This window comes from Luteibacter sp. SVR4-7G, assembly GCF_056755555.1.
The window spans coordinates 23580-43552 of record NZ_JBPGXO010000039.1 but is presented as its reverse complement, the minus strand read 5'-3'; the positions used below and the strand labels follow the sequence as shown (position 1 = coordinate 43552).

The following is a 19973-nucleotide window of genomic DNA, read 5'->3' as shown; positions in this document are numbered from 1 at the left end:
CCAATATCAGCATGGCGCGCAGCAGGTATTCATCCAGCTCAATAAGGATGGCTCGCTCGCGAACTCTGTCATACGTCGCCAATGAGGAGACTCGACATGCGGCCGATGGGAAAACTCGTTCTTCATGGCTCGGCGATTGTCGCAGGCATCCTCGCCACCCCGGTCCTCGCCCAGTCGCTCCACTGTCCTGCCCCTGACGAGGCTGCGGGCGGTCCCGGAAACGCGCATACCCGCTACGTCGAGACGACGCTGCAGCCTCCGGTCATCAAGCGAGGGGATAAGCCCTTCACCCTGGCCGAGCGAATGCGCCACTACGACGTGCCTGGTCTCAGCATCGCCGTGATCCACAACGGCAGGATCGACTGGGCCCGCGGGTGGGGCGTTCGCGATACCGTGAGCTGCGCTCCCGTCACGCCGGATACCGCCTTCCAGGCGGCATCGATCAGTAAGGTTGTAACGGCCGTACTGGCTTTGCGGTTGGCCGAACAGGGAAAGATCTCGCTGGACCGGAATATCAACGACGCACTGCATTCCTGGAAACTGCCCGTGGACCCGAAGCTGGCGCCCCACGGCGTGACGCTTCGCCAGCTACTGAGCCATACCGCCGGGCTCGGCGTTCACGGCTTCAGCGGTTATGCGCCGGATGCGCCGCTACCGACGCCCGCCCAGATCCTGGACGGCGTACCGCCCGCCAATAACCCGCCCGTGCGCAGCGTGCTCCCGGCGGGTGCGCAGTTCGAATACTCCGGCGGCGGTTACGTGCTGACGCAACTGGCCCTCTCCGACGTGAGCGGAATGCCCTTCGGGGAACTCGCCCAGCGCGAAGTCCTGGGCCCCCTCCACATGACGCGAAGCGCCTTCGCGGCGCTCCCGCCGCCGGCGATCCGCGCCAACATGGCCTTCGGTCACGAGCAGGGCGTTCCGATCCCCGGGAACTATCTCGCACTACCGGAACTCGCTCCGGCGGGGTTATGGACAAGCGCCGGCGATCTCGCCCGGCTGCTGATGGACATCCAGGCCTCCGCAGCGGGCAGGCAAGGTCACAGCCTCACGCCGGCGATGACCCGGACGATGCTGACCCCGGTCAAGGACAACTGGGGACTTGGAGTCGCCCTATACACGGATGGCCCTGCGCGATTCGGCCACGATGGCGTGAACAGGGGATTCCAGTCTTTGATGATTGCCTACGCCGGCAAAGGCGAAGGCATCGTGGCCCTGACGAATGGAGGCCAGGGACGGCGGCTCATGGACGAGGTCGTACGCGCCGTCGCAACGGACTACGGCTGGCCGGAGATCGCGGCACCGGCGACCGAGGAGAAAACGCTGTCGCTTGCGGAGCTTTCCAGGGCGAACGGGCGCTTCGTGGGTGGTGGGCTTGATGTGGTCTTCGAAGCGCGTGCGGACGGGTTGTATGCGAACGCCGGTGCTCCAGTTGCCGAACGCCTGATTGCGCTCTCGCCCAAGCGTTTCCGTTCGGAATCGTTGGGTGTCACGGCCGAGTTCGCGACCGATTTCTCGAGCCTTACGTTCATCGAAGGTGGTCCGCCGATGAAGCTGGTGCGCGTGGAGGTAGCGCCGCCTGCGACAGCCGAACCGGCAAAACCACGATGATTCTGAAAAACGCGCTCAACTAGAGACAACAGCGAGGCGGTTTTGGTAGCGTGTATTCGTTGCCTGCGTTTTCCGGTGCAGAACCTCACGCAGGCAACCATCGCTTCACGCGGTGAAGGCGCGGGCCGAGAGTGCTAGGAACACCCTCGACCCGCTAACGACAACCAACCACCAACGTTGATTGACGCTATGCACATCATAAGGCACTCGCTCGCCCGCCGGTTCCCCACCGGCGACACCCTTGCCGGTTACCGGGCCGCCTGGCCCCCTTCCAGACCCGACTGAAGGACGGCGACGCCGTTCTCCCCCAGTTTTTTCTCAGCCGTGCAACCCGGCGCGTTGTCGCTTGCCCGGCCGAGCGGAACTGATGGCGTCGCCGCCTGCTTCTTCATCGAAACGCCCGGCGCCCCGGTCACGGGCAGCTGGCAGACCCGCGAGTCCGTCGTTTCACCGTTCCACCCGCGGTGCGTCGCCTTCGTGGCGACGTGCCGCACCTTACGGCCGCGGGAACCATCAGGAGAAAACCATGAGCGCTTTGATCGACCGTCACTTTCATATCGATCCGGATGCTAGTGCGCACGATCTTTTGAACGCGGCCAGCGAGTGGCTGCAATACACGCGAAGGCTAAACCGGTTGCTGATCGACTTGGTTCGAGAGGCTGGCGGTGTTGAAGGCAAGAGGATGACTTATGCGCTGGAAACCGTCGATGCGCTCATGAGCATCGGGATGCGTTGTGCTGCAGAGGCGCATGGGCGGATGGTGTGGGAACAATCGCGTCTGATGCCAGATAGTCAGAACGGGCTTTAGTTGTGAATCTCCTTTAGATCTTTGCCGAAAATGCATAGAGCTAGGCAGGTCGCGTAAGGCTTCTCCTACATCCCGCGACCTGCTCACAACGTAATCTTTTTGTGGCGTGCATGGAGCGATCCATGCGTCTTGGCAGGCACACTAGGAAGCGATATGGACATTCGATTCATTCAGGGATGGGCGGAAAATCGGCCTGCCCGAGCGTTGGGTCTGGTCGGCGTCGCATGACGATGGCCGCACTGGCAATTTTATTCGCTGGCGCGATGGTGTCGCCGGTGGCGAGTGGCCAAGACGCCTAGCCGTCAAGGCAGCAGCGCACCGTGCGATCGGTGGTTGTGCCTGCGGCCGCGCCAGGCGGCGCCGCCGCCATTGTCGACGTGACCGGCACATGGCACGGCAATCTGCATACGATGGGTGATTCAACCGCGCCCGATTGGGCCAAAAGCGAAGCTTGGCTGCTACTGAGGTATTGCATGAAGGATCTGGGTTGGTCAGCGATTCGAAATGAACGTCGATACCTGGGGTTTCGCATAGGTATAGCAGGCGTAGCGGTCGGCGGAGTGGCGTTCCTCATTGCACTGTGTGGAATCATGTGGCTTGGATGTTCGATTTTCGTACTAGGTTTCGCACTTGCACTTACGGGTTTCTTGATACACATGTCGTACGTCGGGCGCTGATGAGACGGCGGTCTCGAAACGGACCGCGGCGTTAGATCATGTATCGGTTGCTGTTACGCTCATGCGCGGCGACCACGTTACGGAAAAAAGTCCCGGGCGAACGGGGCGTCATCCGGCGACATCTCTCTATCGATGAGCGATCTGGGACTCATGGGACGCAATGGAATACGTCATGGACATGAACAACCTTATAGCTAACTTTAGAAGAATGCCTTGGCCTCTCAGGGTTTTGACACTATTTTCGTTGATGTCAGTACTGTTTGTAGCGGCGACGGTCGTTCCAGGCGGTGCCGTTGTCGGTCAGAAGAAGGTTGGATCAGAAGATTGGTGGATTAACGGCAGCGGACTCGTACTCGCCGTAGCTGTAGGCCTTTTTTTCAGCGCGGGGATCTTGCTACTTAAAGCCCGGCGGCTTGGACGACTAGCCTACATATCAGGCATTGCGGGGTTCTACGTTGCAGGTCATCTTATCGAGCAGATCAACGGCGTGAGTTACTCTCGCGACTACTATTTCTATGATCTTCTCTTTGCGGCCTTGCAAATTGCAGCCGTGAGCGCGTATTTCTTCCTAAGTCGACGGGTGAAGGACTTCCTGGCTGCTTAACAGTGCTATGTAAGCTGAACCGTCCAGTCCGACAATGGGTCCCTTGGTCCAGAGCGACGTCGACGGTGCGGCAATGGCGGGTGACTTTTTTTCTAGGTACTGTTTGGCCGCCTCCATCAGGGCCGTTCGATACTTTATACCCACAGCGCCCTCACTCTTAACCGCACCTGTCTCCCACAGCACCGCATCTATAGTAAGTAGATTGGAAAAACTCGGGTTCCGACATGAAGTGCATCACTCGACCAACCGAGACCTCAATTGGGAAGATGTTGAAACAGGCGATGGTCCGATCGCGATTGCTCACCACATCTCATACCTCCCAATGGAAGAAGATCCGGACGAGGTTACCCCGAAATAGCTCACCGTTGGCGATGTAGCTACCATCCCCGTGAATCGTCTTAATGCAGATGGCCGGCATGTTATGGCTGACTCAACCAAGGCCGATTTCAATCTCCTTGGTTGCGACGAGATTCGCCACTTCTGCGTGGAGATCGACCGCGAGGCCCGAAGCAGAAATTGAAATGATAAGCGAATAGCGAGCCTTGTCTTCCATACGACGCTGACCACTATGGGACTTCCACCAACCGCCGACGGGATAGACCGCGATCGCATCGTGACCGGCCAGGTCGATCGCATGGCCGCGCCAGAGGTCGCAATGAAGAGATCCTGCCTGTATAGCCTTGGATCCGAGCAGCCAGAAGTCCGATTCACCTTCGCTCGGGGATTCATCGCGCTCTTGGGCCGCATTGACGCGTGCCCGAAAAGCGGCGTCCGTTTCGGTACGCTTCTTCATAGCGAATCGCAGGCCGAACGAGCGATAGGTGCTGGGGCGTGTCGCGGCCTTCCCAGTGAGGTTGGGTTCAATAAAGTAGGAGAGCGTCACCTTCATGGTGACTACCTCATTCTCCAGTTGCTCTAAGGTTTGCCTTGGCCAAGGTAAGTCGTAGAAGTGCATTTCGTTGTATACGGCGGAGCGACCATCCGCGCCAATGGCGAATGGTTGAATCTCTGCCTGAGCGATCATGCTCATGTCGTTGCGAGCTGACCACATCGCCCGCTCAATATCGGGGACGCCATAGCCGACTTCACGCAGAATTTTCTGCTTTTGATTCTTAGTTCCCGTTTTCCAATGCGCGCCCTTGCCGATCAATTGTTTGCGAATGGGTTGTGGCCATGCCGCGGCATCTACGGTTAATGCCCGCACAGTTTCCGGCCATAGATCGGGGTGCGCCGCATGCAGGCGACCGATGAAGTGTCCTGCCATACCAGCTGCGGCGCTTGTCGCCCAGAACGGAACGAGGGGCTCGTTAGTCACATCCGAGCCTGGTGCGAGCAGCGAAACAGCCGGGTGCCATGCGCAGAAGCCGGCGTTGTCCGACACCATGTTGCCGGCTTCGAATAAGACTTCCGGCTTAATCGGGGTCAAGTCGTCGGGTAGTGCTTGAGAGCCCCGACTATAGGGGCTGCGATGATTAGCCGGCACCACCGGCTGGTAGGCCGGAGGCGGGGTGGGCGTTTGTTCTTTGCGCGTGAAGCCACCAATGGTCAGAGCATTCCAGCTCTGCGATGGATCCTCGATGGGCTGTGCTGCCATGACGTCAACCAACATGCCGCCACCGACATTTCCCGTAGCAACGAGGAGCAGACGTTTTGGCGATTGCGTCGCCGGGACGTCCTCAATCACGTCACCGGGCATGGAGCCTGCCGCAATCTGATCGAGTGCGCCGCTCCAACTGGATGGCCGGGCAGGCGAAAAGTCGCTGGCGGATGTGGCGAGGCAAAAGGATCGCTTGACGCCCGGTTGCTCGGCCTCCACAAGTGCCACTGCGCCTTGGGTCACGACGCCGTAGCTCGGCGGTTTTGTTGCCGGAAATCCATGAGGCGGGAGCAGCTTCATGGATTCCACCCCATGGCTGAGGATTACAGGTCCTGTCGTGTTCATGTGAGGCTCGAGGTCGCCGTAGAGGGCCAACCCCGCAACCGCTGTTCCGTGGCCACCGCCGGGATGATGGTCATCGGTTCCCCAGGCGACGTCATAGGCCCACGCGCCTCGGAGACCCGGTTGTATGAGAGGGTGAGCGCCTGCTACACCTGTGTCTAGCGCGCATACAACGGGAGCATCGTGAGGCGGCGTCACCACACGCTGAACCAGCTCCGTCATCCAGTCGGTCGGTTCCGTGCCACCGGTTGAATGATCCAGGAAGGGTTCGATACTGCCCGTTGCAGGACGAACCTCGGTGACGGCTCCGGGCAAACGCTCTGCAAACGCGGCAACGTCTCCTGCCGAGGCGTGAATAAAGACCACGGTGGTCTCAGGGAAGACGAGTTGATCGGAGTGAACATCCAAGTTGGCGTCTCGCGCGAGTGTCGCGATGCGCGCCGCGCGATCGGAGCCACTGGGAAGCCAGAGTTCCCACCAGGCGATGGTAGTATCACTGAGATTGAGGGGGCCGACAAACAAAGAGGCGACAGGAGCGGTGGTAATCGTTTCGATGACCTCGAAACGCTCAAGATCGGTCCTGGCAGCCTCTCCGGGGTCATTGCCGTAGGCGACGATGCGCTGCTGAAGAAATTCGCGTGCATCGTCGGGCACGAATAGGACAGCGTTTTCTGAGCCGTCGTCTCGGCGATCCGTACGAAGCACAGAAATCTGTTGGGTGGGGAAGTCCAGGTTCGCCGGGATCTTGACCGCTTTCGACCGAGATCCTGCCGCAGGCGGTAGGGTTGCAAGTTCGACCATCGTGCCTGGTTTTAACCCATCCACATGAAGGCGATGGTCATCCGTGTGTGCGGGGATGTCGCCAAGCGCACGGGTCAGCTGATCAAGTAGCGCGTTGGCGTGAGCGGCGTAATCGTCGCGAAGCGGTCTGCGCCGCATCTGTCGCTTAGGGAACTCGTATTGCGCCCCCTCCCGAAACGCGTTGATGGAAAGGTGCTGGCGATCTCGCGCCCCAAACTCTTCGGGTTCCGTCATGCCAGCCTAATTCCGAACGGCCATGTCCCCTTCACGACGATACCTCCTAGCTGTGTGTATGACGGCGGAACCTATTCTTCAACGTTTGGCGATTTTCAAGCGCTTGCCTGAGGGCGGTGGCCGAGATCTTGGGCGCTCCTTCGAGGATGGCGTCCTTGACCACCGCGTCAGCAGCGCGAACAAGCTCGCCCTGGCTCAGTCCACCGAGGGCGGGCGTGATCGAAGACCAGGAGCGTGTAGTTGGCTTCAACTTGCCTAGCCGACGTTCAATGATCGCAAGTGCCGCAACGCGGTCGGGGAGTTCGTACCCGATCACTTCGTCAAATCTGCGTGCGAGGGCCTCATCCAATATCTCCACGTGGTTCGTGGCCGCAAGAACGAGGCTGTCCGTACTGTTCGGCTCTTCCATGAAGGCGAGAACAGAGTTAAGGACGCGCCGGATCTCGCCAACATCATTCGGGTCACCGCGGCGCGCGCCGATTGCGTCGAATTCGTCAAAGAGATAGACACCGCGCGTCTGCGCTACCTGATCAAAGATCAACCGAAGTTTTCCGGCGGTTTCACCCAGGAACCGACTGAACAGCGATTCGAGTCGAACCGTGAACAACGGTAGGTTCAACTCGCCCGCTAGTGCGGCGGCAGTCATGGTTTTACCGGTGCCTGGGGGACCTACCAGAAGCATATGCGTGGTCGGCTTCTGCCCATGGTCCCGAAGCGTTGCGCGCTGCTTTTGCTGATTGACCGCGCTGGCCAATCGGTCCCGTACCTCATCAGAAAGCACCATGCTCGAAAGGGTAACCTTGGGGTACGCGCTTTCGATCAGTCCCTGCAACTCGCCTCGCGGGCGAGCTAGCGGAATCGGCGTTTGGCCGCCGACCGGACGGCCGGTCCGACGCTGGTCTCGTGCCCTTTGCACCAAACGTTTGAGTTTCTCAGCCTCGTCCACACGCCCCTGGCGTGCCTCTTGGGCGGCCGCTTGGAGGACGATAGATAGGAACTGCTCTTCGTCGCCCTCAATGTGGGAATTCAGGAGCGCAAACAGATGCTTACTAGACATGGCGCCTCCTTCGTTTCTGCGGGTGTGCAAACACCATTTATTGAGGGTGGGGCGAAGCACTCAAAACATTAACCGAACGTCATGATCCTCGCTAGGTCATTTTAACCGGAATGAGGACGGCGGGCAGCGTAGGGGCTGGCCGCGCAGTTTCCCTGGCCTATCATCGTTGGTATGTCCGATAGACCCGCCTTGGCGACCAAGCTATGGCGCTATGGCCGCATGCCTGAGGCTCGCGAAAGTTCCGAGCCACTAGATCGCCCCTCTAAAGGATCGCCACTGCTCGCCGATATCCCGAAGTTACCAACAGGAGGAATCCGCAAATGGTTCACGTGCTGTGTCTGCCGAATCAGACATGGCTCGCTCGTGTGACTCCCGGACAGCTGCGATCGAGTAAATTGATAGGCATCTTCTCGTTGAGTTGGAGTCAGCTACATAGCCATATTCGGCAGGTCGACGGCCTATTACCCTATGAAAGGTCACTTTCTCGTGCGTGATCTGCAAGTCTGGTTCGATGTGTCTGCCGCAGCCGCTACGGTGATTTTTGTTTACCTTGAATTGTGGCCTGGCTGCATGAGCCCTGATGCGTTTGCGAGACGCCTGCGTTGGATGACGATGTGCCGGGGTATCTCCCGCATGACGCTGTTGGCTATCGGTTTCGCAATCCTTATTTTAATGGTGGTGATCGCGAAGATTCAGTGGCCGTATCCCGTTCGCCGGTGGATCCCGGCGGTGGAAAGCGGACTCACTTTTACGTTCCTCGCAGGCAGTATTTTAGCGCGGCTTACTGCGCCTCGGCTCGAACGCAGCGGACGGGTGATCACCCTACAGCGCGACGCCGAGCGGCTCCTTAGTATCCACATGCGACCGGCGGGCATACGTAAAGTGTTTAACCAAACCTATTTGTCCAAGCCGAATCACATCTACCTGGTCACGAGCTTCCTAAGCGAATACCGGGACACTCTACGTGCGCTTGGGTGGCACGACGTTGAGGTTCTATCTCCTGATGTCTCCGCGAAGATGGTTGGCCGCGAGAAATTCGTCCCCCACGTCGCGACGCAGCTTCCGGGCTGGCGGATTGCATTCGTCGGTGCTCGCCGCATGCGACTTATCCGTCGCATGGCCTACCTGACGGCGCAACGCAAGAAAACGTCCGACGGCTGCGAGCGAGGGGTGATCTTGAGCCTGACCTGACTCCTTCATGTGTACAGAACCACCGCCTTCATCTCGGACTTTGACGGAGCCGATCCTTGCTAACAAAAGCCTGTCCGGATGTGATTCAGAGCACTTACTTCGCATTAGATCCTGAAGATTCCAATCGCCCAACAACGGGATCCGTCGACAAACGTTGCATCCTCCCGATTGCGCCCACCCTCATAACTCCCTAAATTGGTGCAAATGCATGCACCGAACCAAGCCGAACTCCTGACGCTCCTGGGCACGGGCGTGGCCCTCCTCGACCGGGATGGTCGCGTGTCATGGCTCAACCCGGCACTTGCCGAAATGCTTGGCGTGGGCCAGCGCACGGCTACGGGCCAAGCACTGACAGGCTTGATGCGGAATGCGGCGCTGGGCGCGCAACTGGAACGGACCCTCGCGGAGCGCGGCGCCTTCAACCTGCGAACGGCCAGCCTCGGCCTTGGACGCGGCCGCGAACTGGTCGCCGATGTCTCGATGCAGCCGATCGACCACGACCGGATCCTGGTCGAAGTCCATCCTCTGGCGCCCGAGCTGTCTTCCGCCGACACGCCGCTATCCGCCACCCTCCGCGGCTTCGCCCACGAGGTAAAGAACCCGCTAGCAGGCCTCCGCGGCGCAGCCCAACTCCTCGAACGCAGGATCGCCGACGAAGACCTCCGCCAGCTGGCCTCCATGGTCATCGCCGAAGCCGACCGCCTGGCCGCGCTTGCCGACGGCCTGTTGCGTCACGGAGGCGCGGCCCGGATTGCGCCGGTCAACGTGCACGAACTCCTCGAGCGTCTGGAGGCCCTGGTCAAGGCGGAGCCGGGCGCTCCCGTTACTCGGCATGATTACGATCCCAGCCTGCCCGACATCCAGGCCGACGCCGATCGCCTCCTCCAGGTCCTGTTGAACCTGACCCGCAATGCGAGCCAGGCGAAGGCGCGCACGATCATCCTGCGCACGCGTGTCGAGCACGGCGTCCGCCTCGGCGATCGCGTCGTCCGCGCGGCCCTGCGCGTGGACGTCGTGGACGACGGACCGGGGGTGCCGGCCGAACTCCGCGATACGCTCTTCCAGCCGCTGGTTTCCGGCCACTCCGAAGGCACCGGTTTGGGTCTGGCTCTCTCCCGCGAGATCGCGATGGAACACGGCGGCGACCTCCGTTACACCAGCTACCCGGGCGAGACCACGTTCTCGCTCTACCTGCCCATGGAGCGCCCATGACCGAGATCTGGGTTGCCGACGACGATCGCGGCGTGCGCTTCGTGCTCGCCGAAGCCCTGCGCGATGCGGGGCACAACGTGCGCGAATTCAGCGCGGGCGACGCGGTGCGCGCAGCGCTGGCGGAGAGTCGGCCGGACCTGCTCGTGACCGACGTGCGCATGCCCGGCGAGGATGGCCTGCACCTGCTGGAATACCTCACCCGCCGCAATATCGGGCCGGTGATCGTGATGAGCGCCTATACGGACGTCGCGACCACGGCCGCGGCGTATCGTGCCGGCGCGGCCGATTACATCGCCAAGCCCTTCGATCTCGACCTCGCCGTACAGGCGGTGGAGCGTGCGCTTGCCGCCGCGCGCGAAGAAGTGGTCGTGCCGGTCATGCGTGCGGAGACCCATGCCCTGCTTGGCGAGAGCGCGGCGATGCGCGAAGTATTCCGCCTCATCGGGCGCGTCGCGTCCACCGAACTTCCCGTGTTGATCGTCGGCGAGACGGGCACCGGCAAGGAACTCGTGGCGCGCGCTTTGCACGACGAGAGCGCACGCGGCGGAAACCCCTACGTGGTGCTCAATACCGCCGCCATTCCCGCGGACATGCTGGAAAGCGAGTTGTTCGGCCATGAGGCCGGAGCGTTCGCGGATGCGCCGCGCCGCCACACAGGGCGCTATGAGCAGGCCGAGGGCGGAACGCTCTTCCTCGACGAGGTCGGCGACATGCCGATGGCCTTGCAGGCGCATCTGCTGCGCGTGCTGGCGGGCGGCGAATACTATCGCGTTGGCGGCCGCGAAGCCTTGCGCGGCAATGTGCGGATCGTCGCCGCCACGCATCAGGATCTCGATGCGCGCGTGGCGGCCGGGCAGTTCCGCGCCGACCTGAAGCACCGCCTCGACGTGGTGCGCATCGAGCTTCCGCCCCTGCGCGACCGCCGCGACGACATCCCCCTGCTGGCGAAGCACTTCCTCACCCAGGCAGCGGCCGAACTGAACTTGCCGTCGAAGCGCTTCTCGCGTGGCGCGATGAGGCTCCTCGAACAGAGGGAGTATCCCGGCAATGTCCGTGAACTGGAAAATCTCTGCCGGCGGCTGGCCGTCATCGCGCCCGGCGTGGAGATCCAGGCGAAGGATCTCGGCGGCCTCTCGACAGGACAGCCGCGCGGCTCCGACTGGACAGAAGCCTTGCGCCTGTGGGCGCAGGACGCGTTGGCTCACGGCGAACCGGACATCCACACCCGTGCGCGCGAGGCGCTGGACAAGACCTTGCTGCAAGTCGCATTGATCGCCAATGATGGCCACCGGCAAAACGCCGCCGCCGCCCTGGGCGTCGGCCGCAATACCCTTACCCGCAAACTCGGCGCGTCGCGCAAGCGGCGGCCTTCGAATGGATAACCTCATGTCACTGGAGATTCGTCGCGCGGCCGAGCAGGATGCCGATGCCATTGCCCGCTGGAACATCGCCATGGCCTGGGAAACGGAGGGTAAGACGCTCGATCCCGAGATCATCGGGCGCGGCGTGCGGGCGGTCTTCGACGAACCACGCCGTGGGTTCTATCTGGTGGCGGAGCTCGACGGCATCGCCGTGGGCTGCCTGCTGGTCACCTACGAATGGAGCGACTGGCGGTGCGGCGACTTCTGGTGGGTGCAGAGCGTGTATGTCGCCCCGGAGGCGCGACGCGCCGGTGTGTTCCGCGGCATGTACGCACATGTAAAGGCGATGGCGGCAGGCGCCGGCGCCGTGGGGCTGCGGCTTTACGTGGAGCTGGAGAACGAACGCGCGCAGGCGACCTACGCCGGCCTAGGCATGGAACGCTGCCACTACTTCATGTACGAAGCACCGTTGTAGGAGCGCGCCTTGCGCGCGACATGTTTTGGGGCCATGAGCAACAGGGCCTGCTGCTCCTCGCGAAAAGATGTCGCGCGCAGGCGCGCTCCTACGGTGGGGGCCTTAGTCTGGGGCGACGGTGGGGTCGCCCATGTCGATCACCGAAATGCGCTGCTCGAAGCCGCGGGCGGTCATCGGTTTGCCGAAGAGGAAGCCCTGCATCTGCGAGCAGCCGGTGGAGCCCAGGAAGGTGGCTTGTTCCACGCTTTCGACGCCTTCGGCCAGCACCTGCTTGTTCATGCCCTTGCCCATCGTGATGATGGCGCTGACGATGGCGGCACTGTCGTTGTCCCAGGCCACGTCGCGGATGAAGGCGCGGTCGATCTTCAGCACGTCGATGGGGAAGTGCTTCAAGTAGGAGAGGCTGCAATAGCCGGTGCCGAAGTCGTCGAGGCTCAGCGCCACCCCCAGCGACTTGATCTTGCGCAGGAGCTCGGCCATGTGGTCGCCGCCTTCCATCACGGTGCGCTCGGTGAGTTCCAGCTCGAGCAGCGTCGGGTGCAGGCCGGTTTCCGCCAGGATGGCGCGAAGCGACTCGTAGAAGCGCGTGTGCTGGAACTGCAGCGCCGAGACGTTCACCGAGACGGATAAGGGCCGGTACAACCGCGTCCACGCTTCGGCCTGACGGCAAGCCTCGCGCAGCGCCCATTCGCCGATGGGCACAATGAGGCCGCAATCCTCGGCCACGGGGACGAACTGCTCGGGTGAGTAAACGTCCTCGCCGTCGACCTGCCAGCGCAGCAAGGCCTCGGCGCCGACGATGCTTCCCAGTTCCACGTCCACCTTGGGCTGGTAGTGCAGGCTCAGTTCGTTGCGGGCGAGGGCCTTGCGCAGTTCCACCTCGATGCGCACGCGCGCGGTGTTGCGCTCGTTCATGTTCGGATTGAAGAAGCGGTAACCGTTGCGGCCCTGCATCTTCGCTTCGTACATGGCAGCGTCCGCGTTGCGCAGCAGCGACTCGGCGTCCTCGGCATCGTCGGGATACACGCTGATGCCGATGCTGAAACTGATGGTGAGCGCCGTGGCGTCCGGGCCAAGACCCACGGCCTGGCTGCACGCGGCAAGCACCTTTTCGCCCACGGCTCGCGCGTCGGCCGGGCCTTCGATGTGCGGAAGCAGAACGACGAACTCGTCGCCGCCGAGGCGGCTCACCGTGTCGTCGGCGCGCACCGCGCCGCGAATGCGGCGGGCCACTTCGTGGAGCAAGGCGTCGCCAGCGGCATGGCCGAGCGAATCGTTGATCTGCTTGAAGTGGTCGACGTCGACGAAGAGCAGGGCCACGCGCTGGTTGCGCCGGGCGGCGGCGGTTACCGCGAACTCCATGCGCGAAGTGAGCAGGGCGCGGTTCGGCAGGCCGGTGAGGGTGTCGTGGTGGGCGAGGTGCGCCATCTTCAGCGCCAGTGCCCGCGTTTCGCTCACGTCGTGGAACACCACGACGCCACCGACGACGTTGCCCGCGTAGTCGTGGATGGGGGCGGCGGAATCTTCGATGGGGCTGTCGAAGCCGTTGCGATGGATCAGGATGGCGTCGGTGGTGAGGCCGACGATGCTGTTCTTGTTCACCGCCATGATCAGCGGGTTCGGAATCGGCTGGCGCGTCAGTGGGTCGCGCAGCTGGAAGATCTCGTCCATCGGGCGGCCGACGGCTTCATGGTGCGACCAGCCGGTCATGGCCTCGGCGATGGGATTGAGCGAGGTGACGTTGAGCTGCGTGTCGGTGGTGATCACCGCGTCGCCGATGGACTTCAAGGTGACTTCGGCCAGTTCGCGCTCGCGGAACAGCGCATCCTCGAAGGCCTTGCGTTCGCTGATGTCCTGCATCTGCGAGATGAAGTACAGCGGCTCGCCGTGTTCGTCGCGCACCAGCGACACGCTGAGCTGCACGTGTACCAGGTGGCCGTCGCGATGCAGGTAGCGCTTCTCCATCTGGTAGGAAAGCTGCTCGCCGGACAACAGGTCCGCCACGAAGCCGAGGTCGGCGGCGAGGTCGTCGGGATGCGTGATCTCCTGGAACGAGGAGGCCATCAATGCCTCCTCGTCGTAGCCCAGCATCGCGCACAGCGCCTTGTTCACCTGCAGCCAACGGCCGTCGGGCAGCACGAGCGCCATGCCGATGGCGGCGTAGCGGAAGGCTTGCGAGAAACGCCGCTCGCTTTCCTTCAACCGCGCTTCGAGCACGCGGCGGCTCGAGATGTCGGCAAGCAGGATGACGAGGCCGCGTACGTTGCCGTCGTCGTCGAGGTCGGGCGAGAAGGTGGCCTGGGCATAGTGGTCGCCGATGCCGTTGCGGATGCTGCGATCCGCCACCATCGCCGTGCCGCCGAGTGCCGCGCGGATGTCCGGCTCGATGCGCGCGTAGAGCATCGGGTCGATCACCTCCGCCATGCGCCGGCCGACCACGTCCGTGTCGCGTACGTTCATCCAGGCGAGGTAGGCCGGACTGGCGTAGCGGTAGCGCATGGCCGTGTCGAGGTACGCGATCATCGCCGGCGCCCGCTCCAGGAGGTAGGCGGACCAGTCGGAGGAGGAGTCGTTCGCGGGAGGAGTGAAGGAGCGCATGCGGCCGCCGGAGTGACGTCGGCTCACTCTAATCGCTCATGCTTCCCGCGTATATCGAACGATTCGTGAAAAACGCCTCAATGCACGACGGGGGCAGGGGCCGACAGCGCGCCCTCGGCGTCGAGCAACACGCGGCCAAGGGCGTGGATTTCCGCGGCCGCACCGTAACGCTCCACCAGTGCGTCGAGGAGCGGAGCCAGGGCATCGGGAGCCAGCGGATAACCGTGGGCCAGGACGCGGGCCTTGCCCGGGGCAGGCTGCGCCACGGTGATCGCGACCATCCCGAGGCCGGCGGCCTCGTGCGCGTACAGCGCAGGGGGCGGCAGGGCCGGATCGGCCGGCGCCAACGGCTCGAGCAGGTAGCCGGCGGTCGCGGCCGGTTTGCCTTCGAGGTGCAGCGGCACGTGGTGGGCAGCCAGCAGGGCGGCGTACTGGCGCAGTTCGAACAGCGTGCCGGCAAACTCGTGGGCGTCGTCGCTGCCCTTGCTTCCCGCCCGGGCAAACCACGCCGCCGGACCCGGAATGCCGACGCGGCCTTCGGCGTAATGCAGCGGCAGGCCGCGCGAACCGAGGGCCGTCTCTTCTTTATAAGGAGTGAGCAGGGCGGCCTCGAGCACGGTCCACAGCGGTGCCAGGTTCACGTGCTCGTACTGGACGCAGGTGAGGGCGATGAGGTCGTCGCGGCTGAGGTAGCGGGCGTGCTCCAGCCGCATGCCCAGGGTACGCATGAGGAAATCCGCGGTGGCCGCGCCGGCTTCGCCGCGCCCCACCAGCTCCGTTTCGATGTGGGTGGCCATGGCTTCGGCCTGGTCGGCCGGTACCAGGAGCATCCACGGCATCAGGCGCATGGGGCCGCCCACGTAGGCCGGATCCGGCACCAGGGGCTGGGCCGGCATGTGGCCTTCATGCGTGCCGAAGGCCACCACGCCGCTGGCGCCGGTCACCCGCGGGATGCGCCGGGCCAGTTCTTCCAGGGTGGCGAATACGGGGAAGCCGGGGCGCAACAGCTCCACGCCGTCGAACATCGCCCCGGCCACGGCCAGGCGCGCGGTCTCGATGCCGGGAAGCAGGGCGCGCAGGTCGTCGGCCATGAGGGCGGCGAGTGTCTGGGCCTCGTCGCGGCTGAGCTCCAGCCGCCCGGGCGATCCGCCCCCGGCCAGTTCCAGCGCCAGGACGGCGGGGCAGGCGATCAGCGACTCGTTCACGGCAGGTTTTTCCGAACGGCAAAGGAACGTAATTCTATCATCCGGCCGGATCGGGCTTTCGCCGGGCGGGGATGCGGGTTAGCCTTGCCGATACGCGTTCGTCGGCGATCGTCGGCGTCCGCGATCCCTTCTTCGCAATGCGGCTGCCCGCGGGCATCCCTCGGCCTGGACAGTTTCTCAAGCATGGAAAAGACGCAAAAGCGTGTGGGTGTGGTCGGCGGCGTCCGCATTCCCTTCTGCCGCAATAACACCGCCTACGCCGATGTCGGCAACTTCGGCATGTCGGTCAAGGTCCTCGGATCGCTGGTGGAGAAGTTCGGCCTGCATGGCGCGGAGCTGGGCGAGGTCGCCATGGGCGCCGTCATCAAGCATTCCTCGGACTGGAACCTCGCCCGCGAGGCCGTGCTGTCGTCTGGGCTGGCACCAAGCACGCCGGGCATTACCACGGCGCGGGCCTGCGGCACCTCGCTGGACAACGCCATCATCATCGCCAACAAGATCGCCACGGGGCAGATCGAGGCCGGCATCGCCGGAGGTTCGGACACCACCAGCGACGTTCCCATCGTGTACGGCCAGAAGCTGCGCAAGCGCCTGCTGGCGATCAACCGCGCGAAGACGATGAAGGAGAAGCTGCAGGTCGCCACACGCGGCTTCTCGCTCAAGGAACTGAAGCCGTCGTTCCCGGGCGTGGCCGAGCCGCGCACGGGCAAGTCGATGGGCGATCACTGCGAGTTGATGGCGAAGGAATGGAAGATCGGCCGCCTGGAGCAGGACCAGCTGGCCCTCGCCAGCCATCTCAAGCTGGCGGCAGCGTACGACGCCGGGTTTTTCAACGACCTGGTGGTGCCATTCCGCGGCCTGAAGCGCGACGGTTTCCTGCGTCCCGATACCACGCTGGAAAAGCTGGCCGCGCTGAAGCCGGCGTTCGACAAGACCTCCGGCCAGGGCACGCTCACCGCGGGCAATTCCACGGGCCTTTCCGACGGCGCCGCCGCCGTGCTGCTGGGCAGCGAGGAGTGGGCGGCCGCGCGTGGGCTTTCGATCCAGGCTTACCTCACCCACGCGCAGGTAGCGGCGGTGGACTTCGTCCACGGGGAAGGCCTGTTGATGGCGCCGACCATCGCCGTGCCGCGCATGTTGAAGCAGGCCGGGCTCACCTTGCAGGACTTCGACTATTACGAGATCCACGAAGCCTTCGCCGCCCAGGTGCTCTGCACGCTGCGCGCGTGGGAAAGCGAAGACTATTGCCGCAACCGCCTCGGCCTCGACGCCCCGCTGGGTTCGATCGACCCGGCGAAGCTCAACGTCAACGGCTCCAGCCTCGCCGCGGGCCATCCGTTCGCGGCCACCGGCGCGCGCATCGTCGCCACGCTGGCGAAGATGCTGGAGCAGAAGGGTTCCGGGCGCGGCCTGATTTCCATCTGCACGGCGGGCGGCATGGGCGTCACGGCGATCCTCGAGCGCCCCTGATCCGATGCTTGCCCTGCGCACCAGCACCTCGCTCAGCGCCCTGGCGCTCCTGGTCGGGATCGCCGGTACCAGTTGGCTGACCGCGCTCACCTATGAGCGCGCCCCGAAGACGCGCGGACTGGCCGAGGTGACCTTGCCGACGGCCGCACCGGCGCTGGTCTCGAAGACGGTATCGACGGTGGCGCCGGCGCCGAAGACGGGATCGCGCGTGGCGCTGCCACCGGCATCAAAGACGGACTCGGGCGTCGCGCTGTCATCGGCGTCAAAGACGGACTCGGGCGTGGCCCTGCCGCTGCCTTCGCCGTCTACGGGCGGTGCCCACCGCCATGGCGGCTCCTACAACCGTGCTTCGGCCGGCGCTATGTCGGCGCATGCCGGGCAAAGGCTGCCGGTGCTCCCGGCGAAGCCGCTTACGGCCACGGCGGAGCTGGTGCCTGTCTACATGCCCTCGCCGCGATATCCCATGTCCGCACTGCGGGCAAAGCGCGAGGGCAGGGTGGTGCTGAGCGTGACGGTGACGCCGGAAGGCGACGTCACCGGCGTCGCCATCGGCCGATCCAGTGGCGACGAATCGCTGGACCGGGCGGCGGAGGAAGCCGTCCGCGAATGGCGCTTCGCAGCCGCCGACGACCGCCCCGAACGCTACACGGCCGACCTCCCGGTAAACTTCCAGCTGACCCCGACGCTGTAGGAGCGCGCCTTGCGCGCGACATCTTTTCGCGAGGAGCAGCAGGCCCTGTTGCTCACGGCCCCAAAACATGTCGCGCGCAGGGCGCGCTCCTACAAGATGCCGGCGGCCGAGCTGCCGAAGGCGGTCATCATGCGGGTGTAGATCAGCTTCAGCGACACGTCGACTTCGGGGAAGTCGCCCACCGGCTCATAGCACTCGAAGAACCTCGGGTCCGACCAGCGCATCGGTATGCAGCCGGGCTTGAGCTCGTAGCTGGTGGCGTACCGGAATGGCCAGAGGTCGAAGAAGGGCAGGCGTTCCGACACGTCGCCGATGAATTCGTTGACCGACGACAGCACCGGGATGGTCTTCTGCCGTGGCGCGATCGTCCAAGCGTTGCCTGGTTCGGTGTCCTGCATGATCGAATCGCGCAGCCGGTCCGCGAAGCGCTTGTCGTAGACGATCACGCCGGCTTCGGTGTTGTAGTGGTCCGAGCGCGGATCGAAGTTATGCGTTCCGACCATCGCGAAGGTGTCGTCCACCACGATGGATTTCGCGTGCAGACCGAAGCGCACGCCGGCGGTCAGCAGCGGGGCGGGCCGGTTGCGGGGGCCGCGACTGCTCCGGCTGCCGATGCCCAGGAAGCTCGAGGACTCGGAAGGCGGCCCGCCATTCTCGATCCCGGCGCCGCGGGCGCCACGCCGTCCGCGCGCGCTTCCGCTGCCGCGCAACGGCTCGGCTACCGGCGGTGTCTCGATGGCCGCGGAGCGCCCTTCGAGCAACTCCGGGTCGCCATTGGCCGGATGCGGCTTCAGTTCGTAGATCTCGAAGCCGTAATCGGTGAGGTAGCGCTTGCGATGCTTGTACGAGAGCGCATACACCGCGAACGCATCGGTGGAGGCCAGCGAGTTCGTGGAAACCACGACCCGTGGCGGATCCGGGCGCAGGCGCAGCGCGCTGAAGAGCTTCTGCGCGGGCTTGCTCATCACGAGGTAAGGCGTCTGCAAGACGATCTCGCTCTTCGCGCCGCGGAGCAGGCCCATGATGTGGCGGGTGAGCGCGCGTACCTCACGGCGTTTTGGCTCGTCGGTCTTGCCGGGTAGGTCGGAAAGGTATTCCACGCGGTTCATGCGCAGGCTGTTGCGTACGAGGTGCTCCTCGATCCAGCCCGCGTCGGTCGCGTTCGCGATCGTCTCGGCGACCCGCTCGGGTTGCTCGTAGTGTGGCGGGTTCCAATGCCGGGGATCGTCCGTATCGGCCAGCAACTCGCGATTCACGTCGCGCAGGTGGGTAAGCGGCGCTGCCCGCTTGTGCCCCCAGAACTGCTCGAAGCTGGCGCCCATCGCTTTCGCGGCCGGACCGCCCACCATGACGTCGCGGTCCACGTAGTCGAAGCTGGCGTCCCAGTCGAAGTAACGGTCTTCGTAGTTGCGTCCCCCGGTGATGCCGATGAGGTCGTCCACCACCAGGAGCTTGTTGTGCATGCGCTGGTTGAACTTGTAGAAGCAGCACAGGACGCCCGCGGCGAACTCCAGCGGCGGCGTGCGCGCGCTGTGGAAGGTCGGGTTGTACAGCCGGATTTCCATGCGGTCGCTGGCCCGTGCCAGCGCGGCCAGCAGGCCGGGATCGCGGAAGGAGAACAGCTGGTCCGCCAGGATGCGTACCTGCACCCCGCGCCGTGCGGCCTGCACCAGTTCGTCGAGCACCAGCTTGCCCGCGTCGTCCTGCTCCCAGATATAGGTCTGCACGTCGATGCTCTTGCGGGCGGCGCGGATGAGGTTGATGCGTGCCGCCATCGCGCTCTCGCCATCCTCCAGCAGGGTCGCCACGTGGACCGGCTTCGCCGCGGTGGACGCCGCGTCGGCCTCGAGGGCGGCGTCGAGCAACGGCGAGGGGGTGGCGCAGTGGCTGGCGTCGGCGGGGTCGCAGGTTTCCTGCCGGTCCACGGTCAGGGTGACCACCGCCTCGGCCTTCTGGATGCGCGCGCGTGAGAGCGAACAGCCGCCGGTGGCGAGGGTGGCGGCGAGGAGCAGGAGCGTGAGGAAGCGGTGCATGGCGGC

General features: G+C 63.9%; 14 protein-coding genes. 9 read left to right on the top strand and 5 right to left on the bottom strand.

Annotated features, from left to right (window positions below; genetic code table 11):
• The first annotated feature begins 96 nt into the window (after window positions 1-96).
• From ACR9ZH_RS14485 to ACR9ZH_RS14475, 3 genes are all read left to right on the top strand, one after another.
• A complete protein-coding gene (locus ACR9ZH_RS14485; RefSeq protein WP_481291464.1) occupies window positions 97-1611 on the top strand; it encodes a serine hydrolase domain-containing protein in 1515 nt (504 codons plus the stop codon).
• Between the two features lie 526 nt (window positions 1612-2137).
• Window positions 2138-2419 (top strand): hypothetical protein, encoded by a 282-nt coding sequence (locus ACR9ZH_RS14480; RefSeq protein ID WP_481291463.1) that lies wholly within the window; start codon window positions 2138-2140, stop codon window positions 2417-2419.
• An 849-nt stretch (window positions 2420-3268) separates the two neighbouring features.
• Entirely contained in the window at window positions 3269-3700 is a 432-nt protein-coding gene (locus ACR9ZH_RS14475; protein WP_481291462.1) for a hypothetical protein, read from the top strand.
• A gap of 430 nt (window positions 3701-4130) precedes the next feature.
• On the opposite strand, the gene ACR9ZH_RS14470 is transcribed toward ACR9ZH_RS14475, so the two are convergent.
• Both ACR9ZH_RS14470 and ACR9ZH_RS14465 read right to left on the bottom strand, forming a co-directional pair.
• Complete coding sequence (locus ACR9ZH_RS14470) at window positions 4131-6674, bottom strand: S8 family peptidase (protein WP_481291461.1); 2544 nt, start codon at window positions 6672-6674, stop codon at window positions 4131-4133.
• Window positions 6675-6720: 46 nt separating this feature from the next.
• Entirely contained in the window at window positions 6721-7731 is a 1011-nt protein-coding gene (locus ACR9ZH_RS14465) for an AAA family ATPase (RefSeq protein ID WP_481291460.1), read from the bottom strand.
• Between the two features lie 486 nt (window positions 7732-8217).
• On the opposite strand from ACR9ZH_RS14465, the gene ACR9ZH_RS14460 reads away from it, so the two are divergent.
• From ACR9ZH_RS14460 to ACR9ZH_RS14445, 4 genes are all read left to right on the top strand, one after another.
• Window positions 8218-8922, top strand: coding sequence for a hypothetical protein (locus ACR9ZH_RS14460; protein ID WP_481291459.1), 705 nt, complete (start codon window positions 8218-8220; stop codon window positions 8920-8922).
• A gap of 204 nt (window positions 8923-9126) precedes the next feature.
• Window positions 9127-10134, top strand: a complete 1008-nt coding sequence (gene glnL, locus ACR9ZH_RS14455) for a nitrogen regulation protein NR(II) (protein WP_481291458.1) — start codon at window positions 9127-9129, stop codon at window positions 10132-10134.
• Window positions 10131-11516 carry a nitrogen regulation protein NR(I) gene (gene ntrC, locus ACR9ZH_RS14450; RefSeq protein WP_481291457.1) on the top strand — a complete coding sequence of 462 codons (1386 nt, stop codon included), beginning with the start codon at window positions 10131-10133 and terminating at the stop codon, window positions 11514-11516. Before glnL ends, ntrC begins: the two co-directional genes overlap by 4 nt.
• A 4-nt stretch (window positions 11517-11520) precedes the next feature.
• Window positions 11521-11970: an N-acetyltransferase family protein gene (locus tag ACR9ZH_RS14445; protein ID WP_481291456.1), complete on the top strand. Its 450-nt coding sequence runs from the start codon at window positions 11521-11523 to the stop codon at window positions 11968-11970.
• A 102-nt stretch (window positions 11971-12072) separates the two neighbouring features.
• On the opposite strand, the gene ACR9ZH_RS14440 is transcribed toward ACR9ZH_RS14445, so the two are convergent.
• Both ACR9ZH_RS14440 and ACR9ZH_RS14435 read right to left on the bottom strand, forming a co-directional pair.
• Window positions 12073-14595, bottom strand: coding sequence for an EAL domain-containing protein (locus ACR9ZH_RS14440; protein WP_481291455.1), 2523 nt, complete (start codon window positions 14593-14595; stop codon window positions 12073-12075).
• Between the two features lie 50 nt (window positions 14596-14645).
• Window positions 14646-15773 (bottom strand): hypothetical protein, encoded by a 1128-nt coding sequence (locus ACR9ZH_RS14435; RefSeq protein WP_481291454.1) that lies wholly within the window; start codon window positions 15771-15773, stop codon window positions 14646-14648.
• A gap of 183 nt (window positions 15774-15956) precedes the next feature.
• Between ACR9ZH_RS14435 and ACR9ZH_RS14430 the strand changes: the two genes are divergently transcribed.
• Window positions 15957-17243 (top strand): acetyl-CoA C-acetyltransferase, encoded by a 1287-nt coding sequence (locus tag ACR9ZH_RS14430; RefSeq protein WP_481291453.1) that lies wholly within the window; start codon window positions 15957-15959, stop codon window positions 17241-17243.
• Window positions 17244-17247: 4 nt separating this feature from the next.
• Window positions 17248-17934: an energy transducer TonB gene (locus ACR9ZH_RS14425; RefSeq protein ID WP_481291452.1), complete on the top strand. Its 687-nt coding sequence runs from the start codon at window positions 17248-17250 to the stop codon at window positions 17932-17934.
• Window positions 17935-18023: 89 nt separating this feature from the next.
• Here the strand turns inward: ACR9ZH_RS14425 and ACR9ZH_RS14420 are convergent, their stop codons facing one another.
• Window positions 18024-19967 carry a phospholipase D-like domain-containing protein gene (locus tag ACR9ZH_RS14420; protein ID WP_481291451.1) on the bottom strand — a complete coding sequence of 648 codons (1944 nt, stop codon included), beginning with the start codon at window positions 19965-19967 and terminating at the stop codon, window positions 18024-18026.
• Window positions 19968-19973 lie beyond the last annotated feature (6 nt).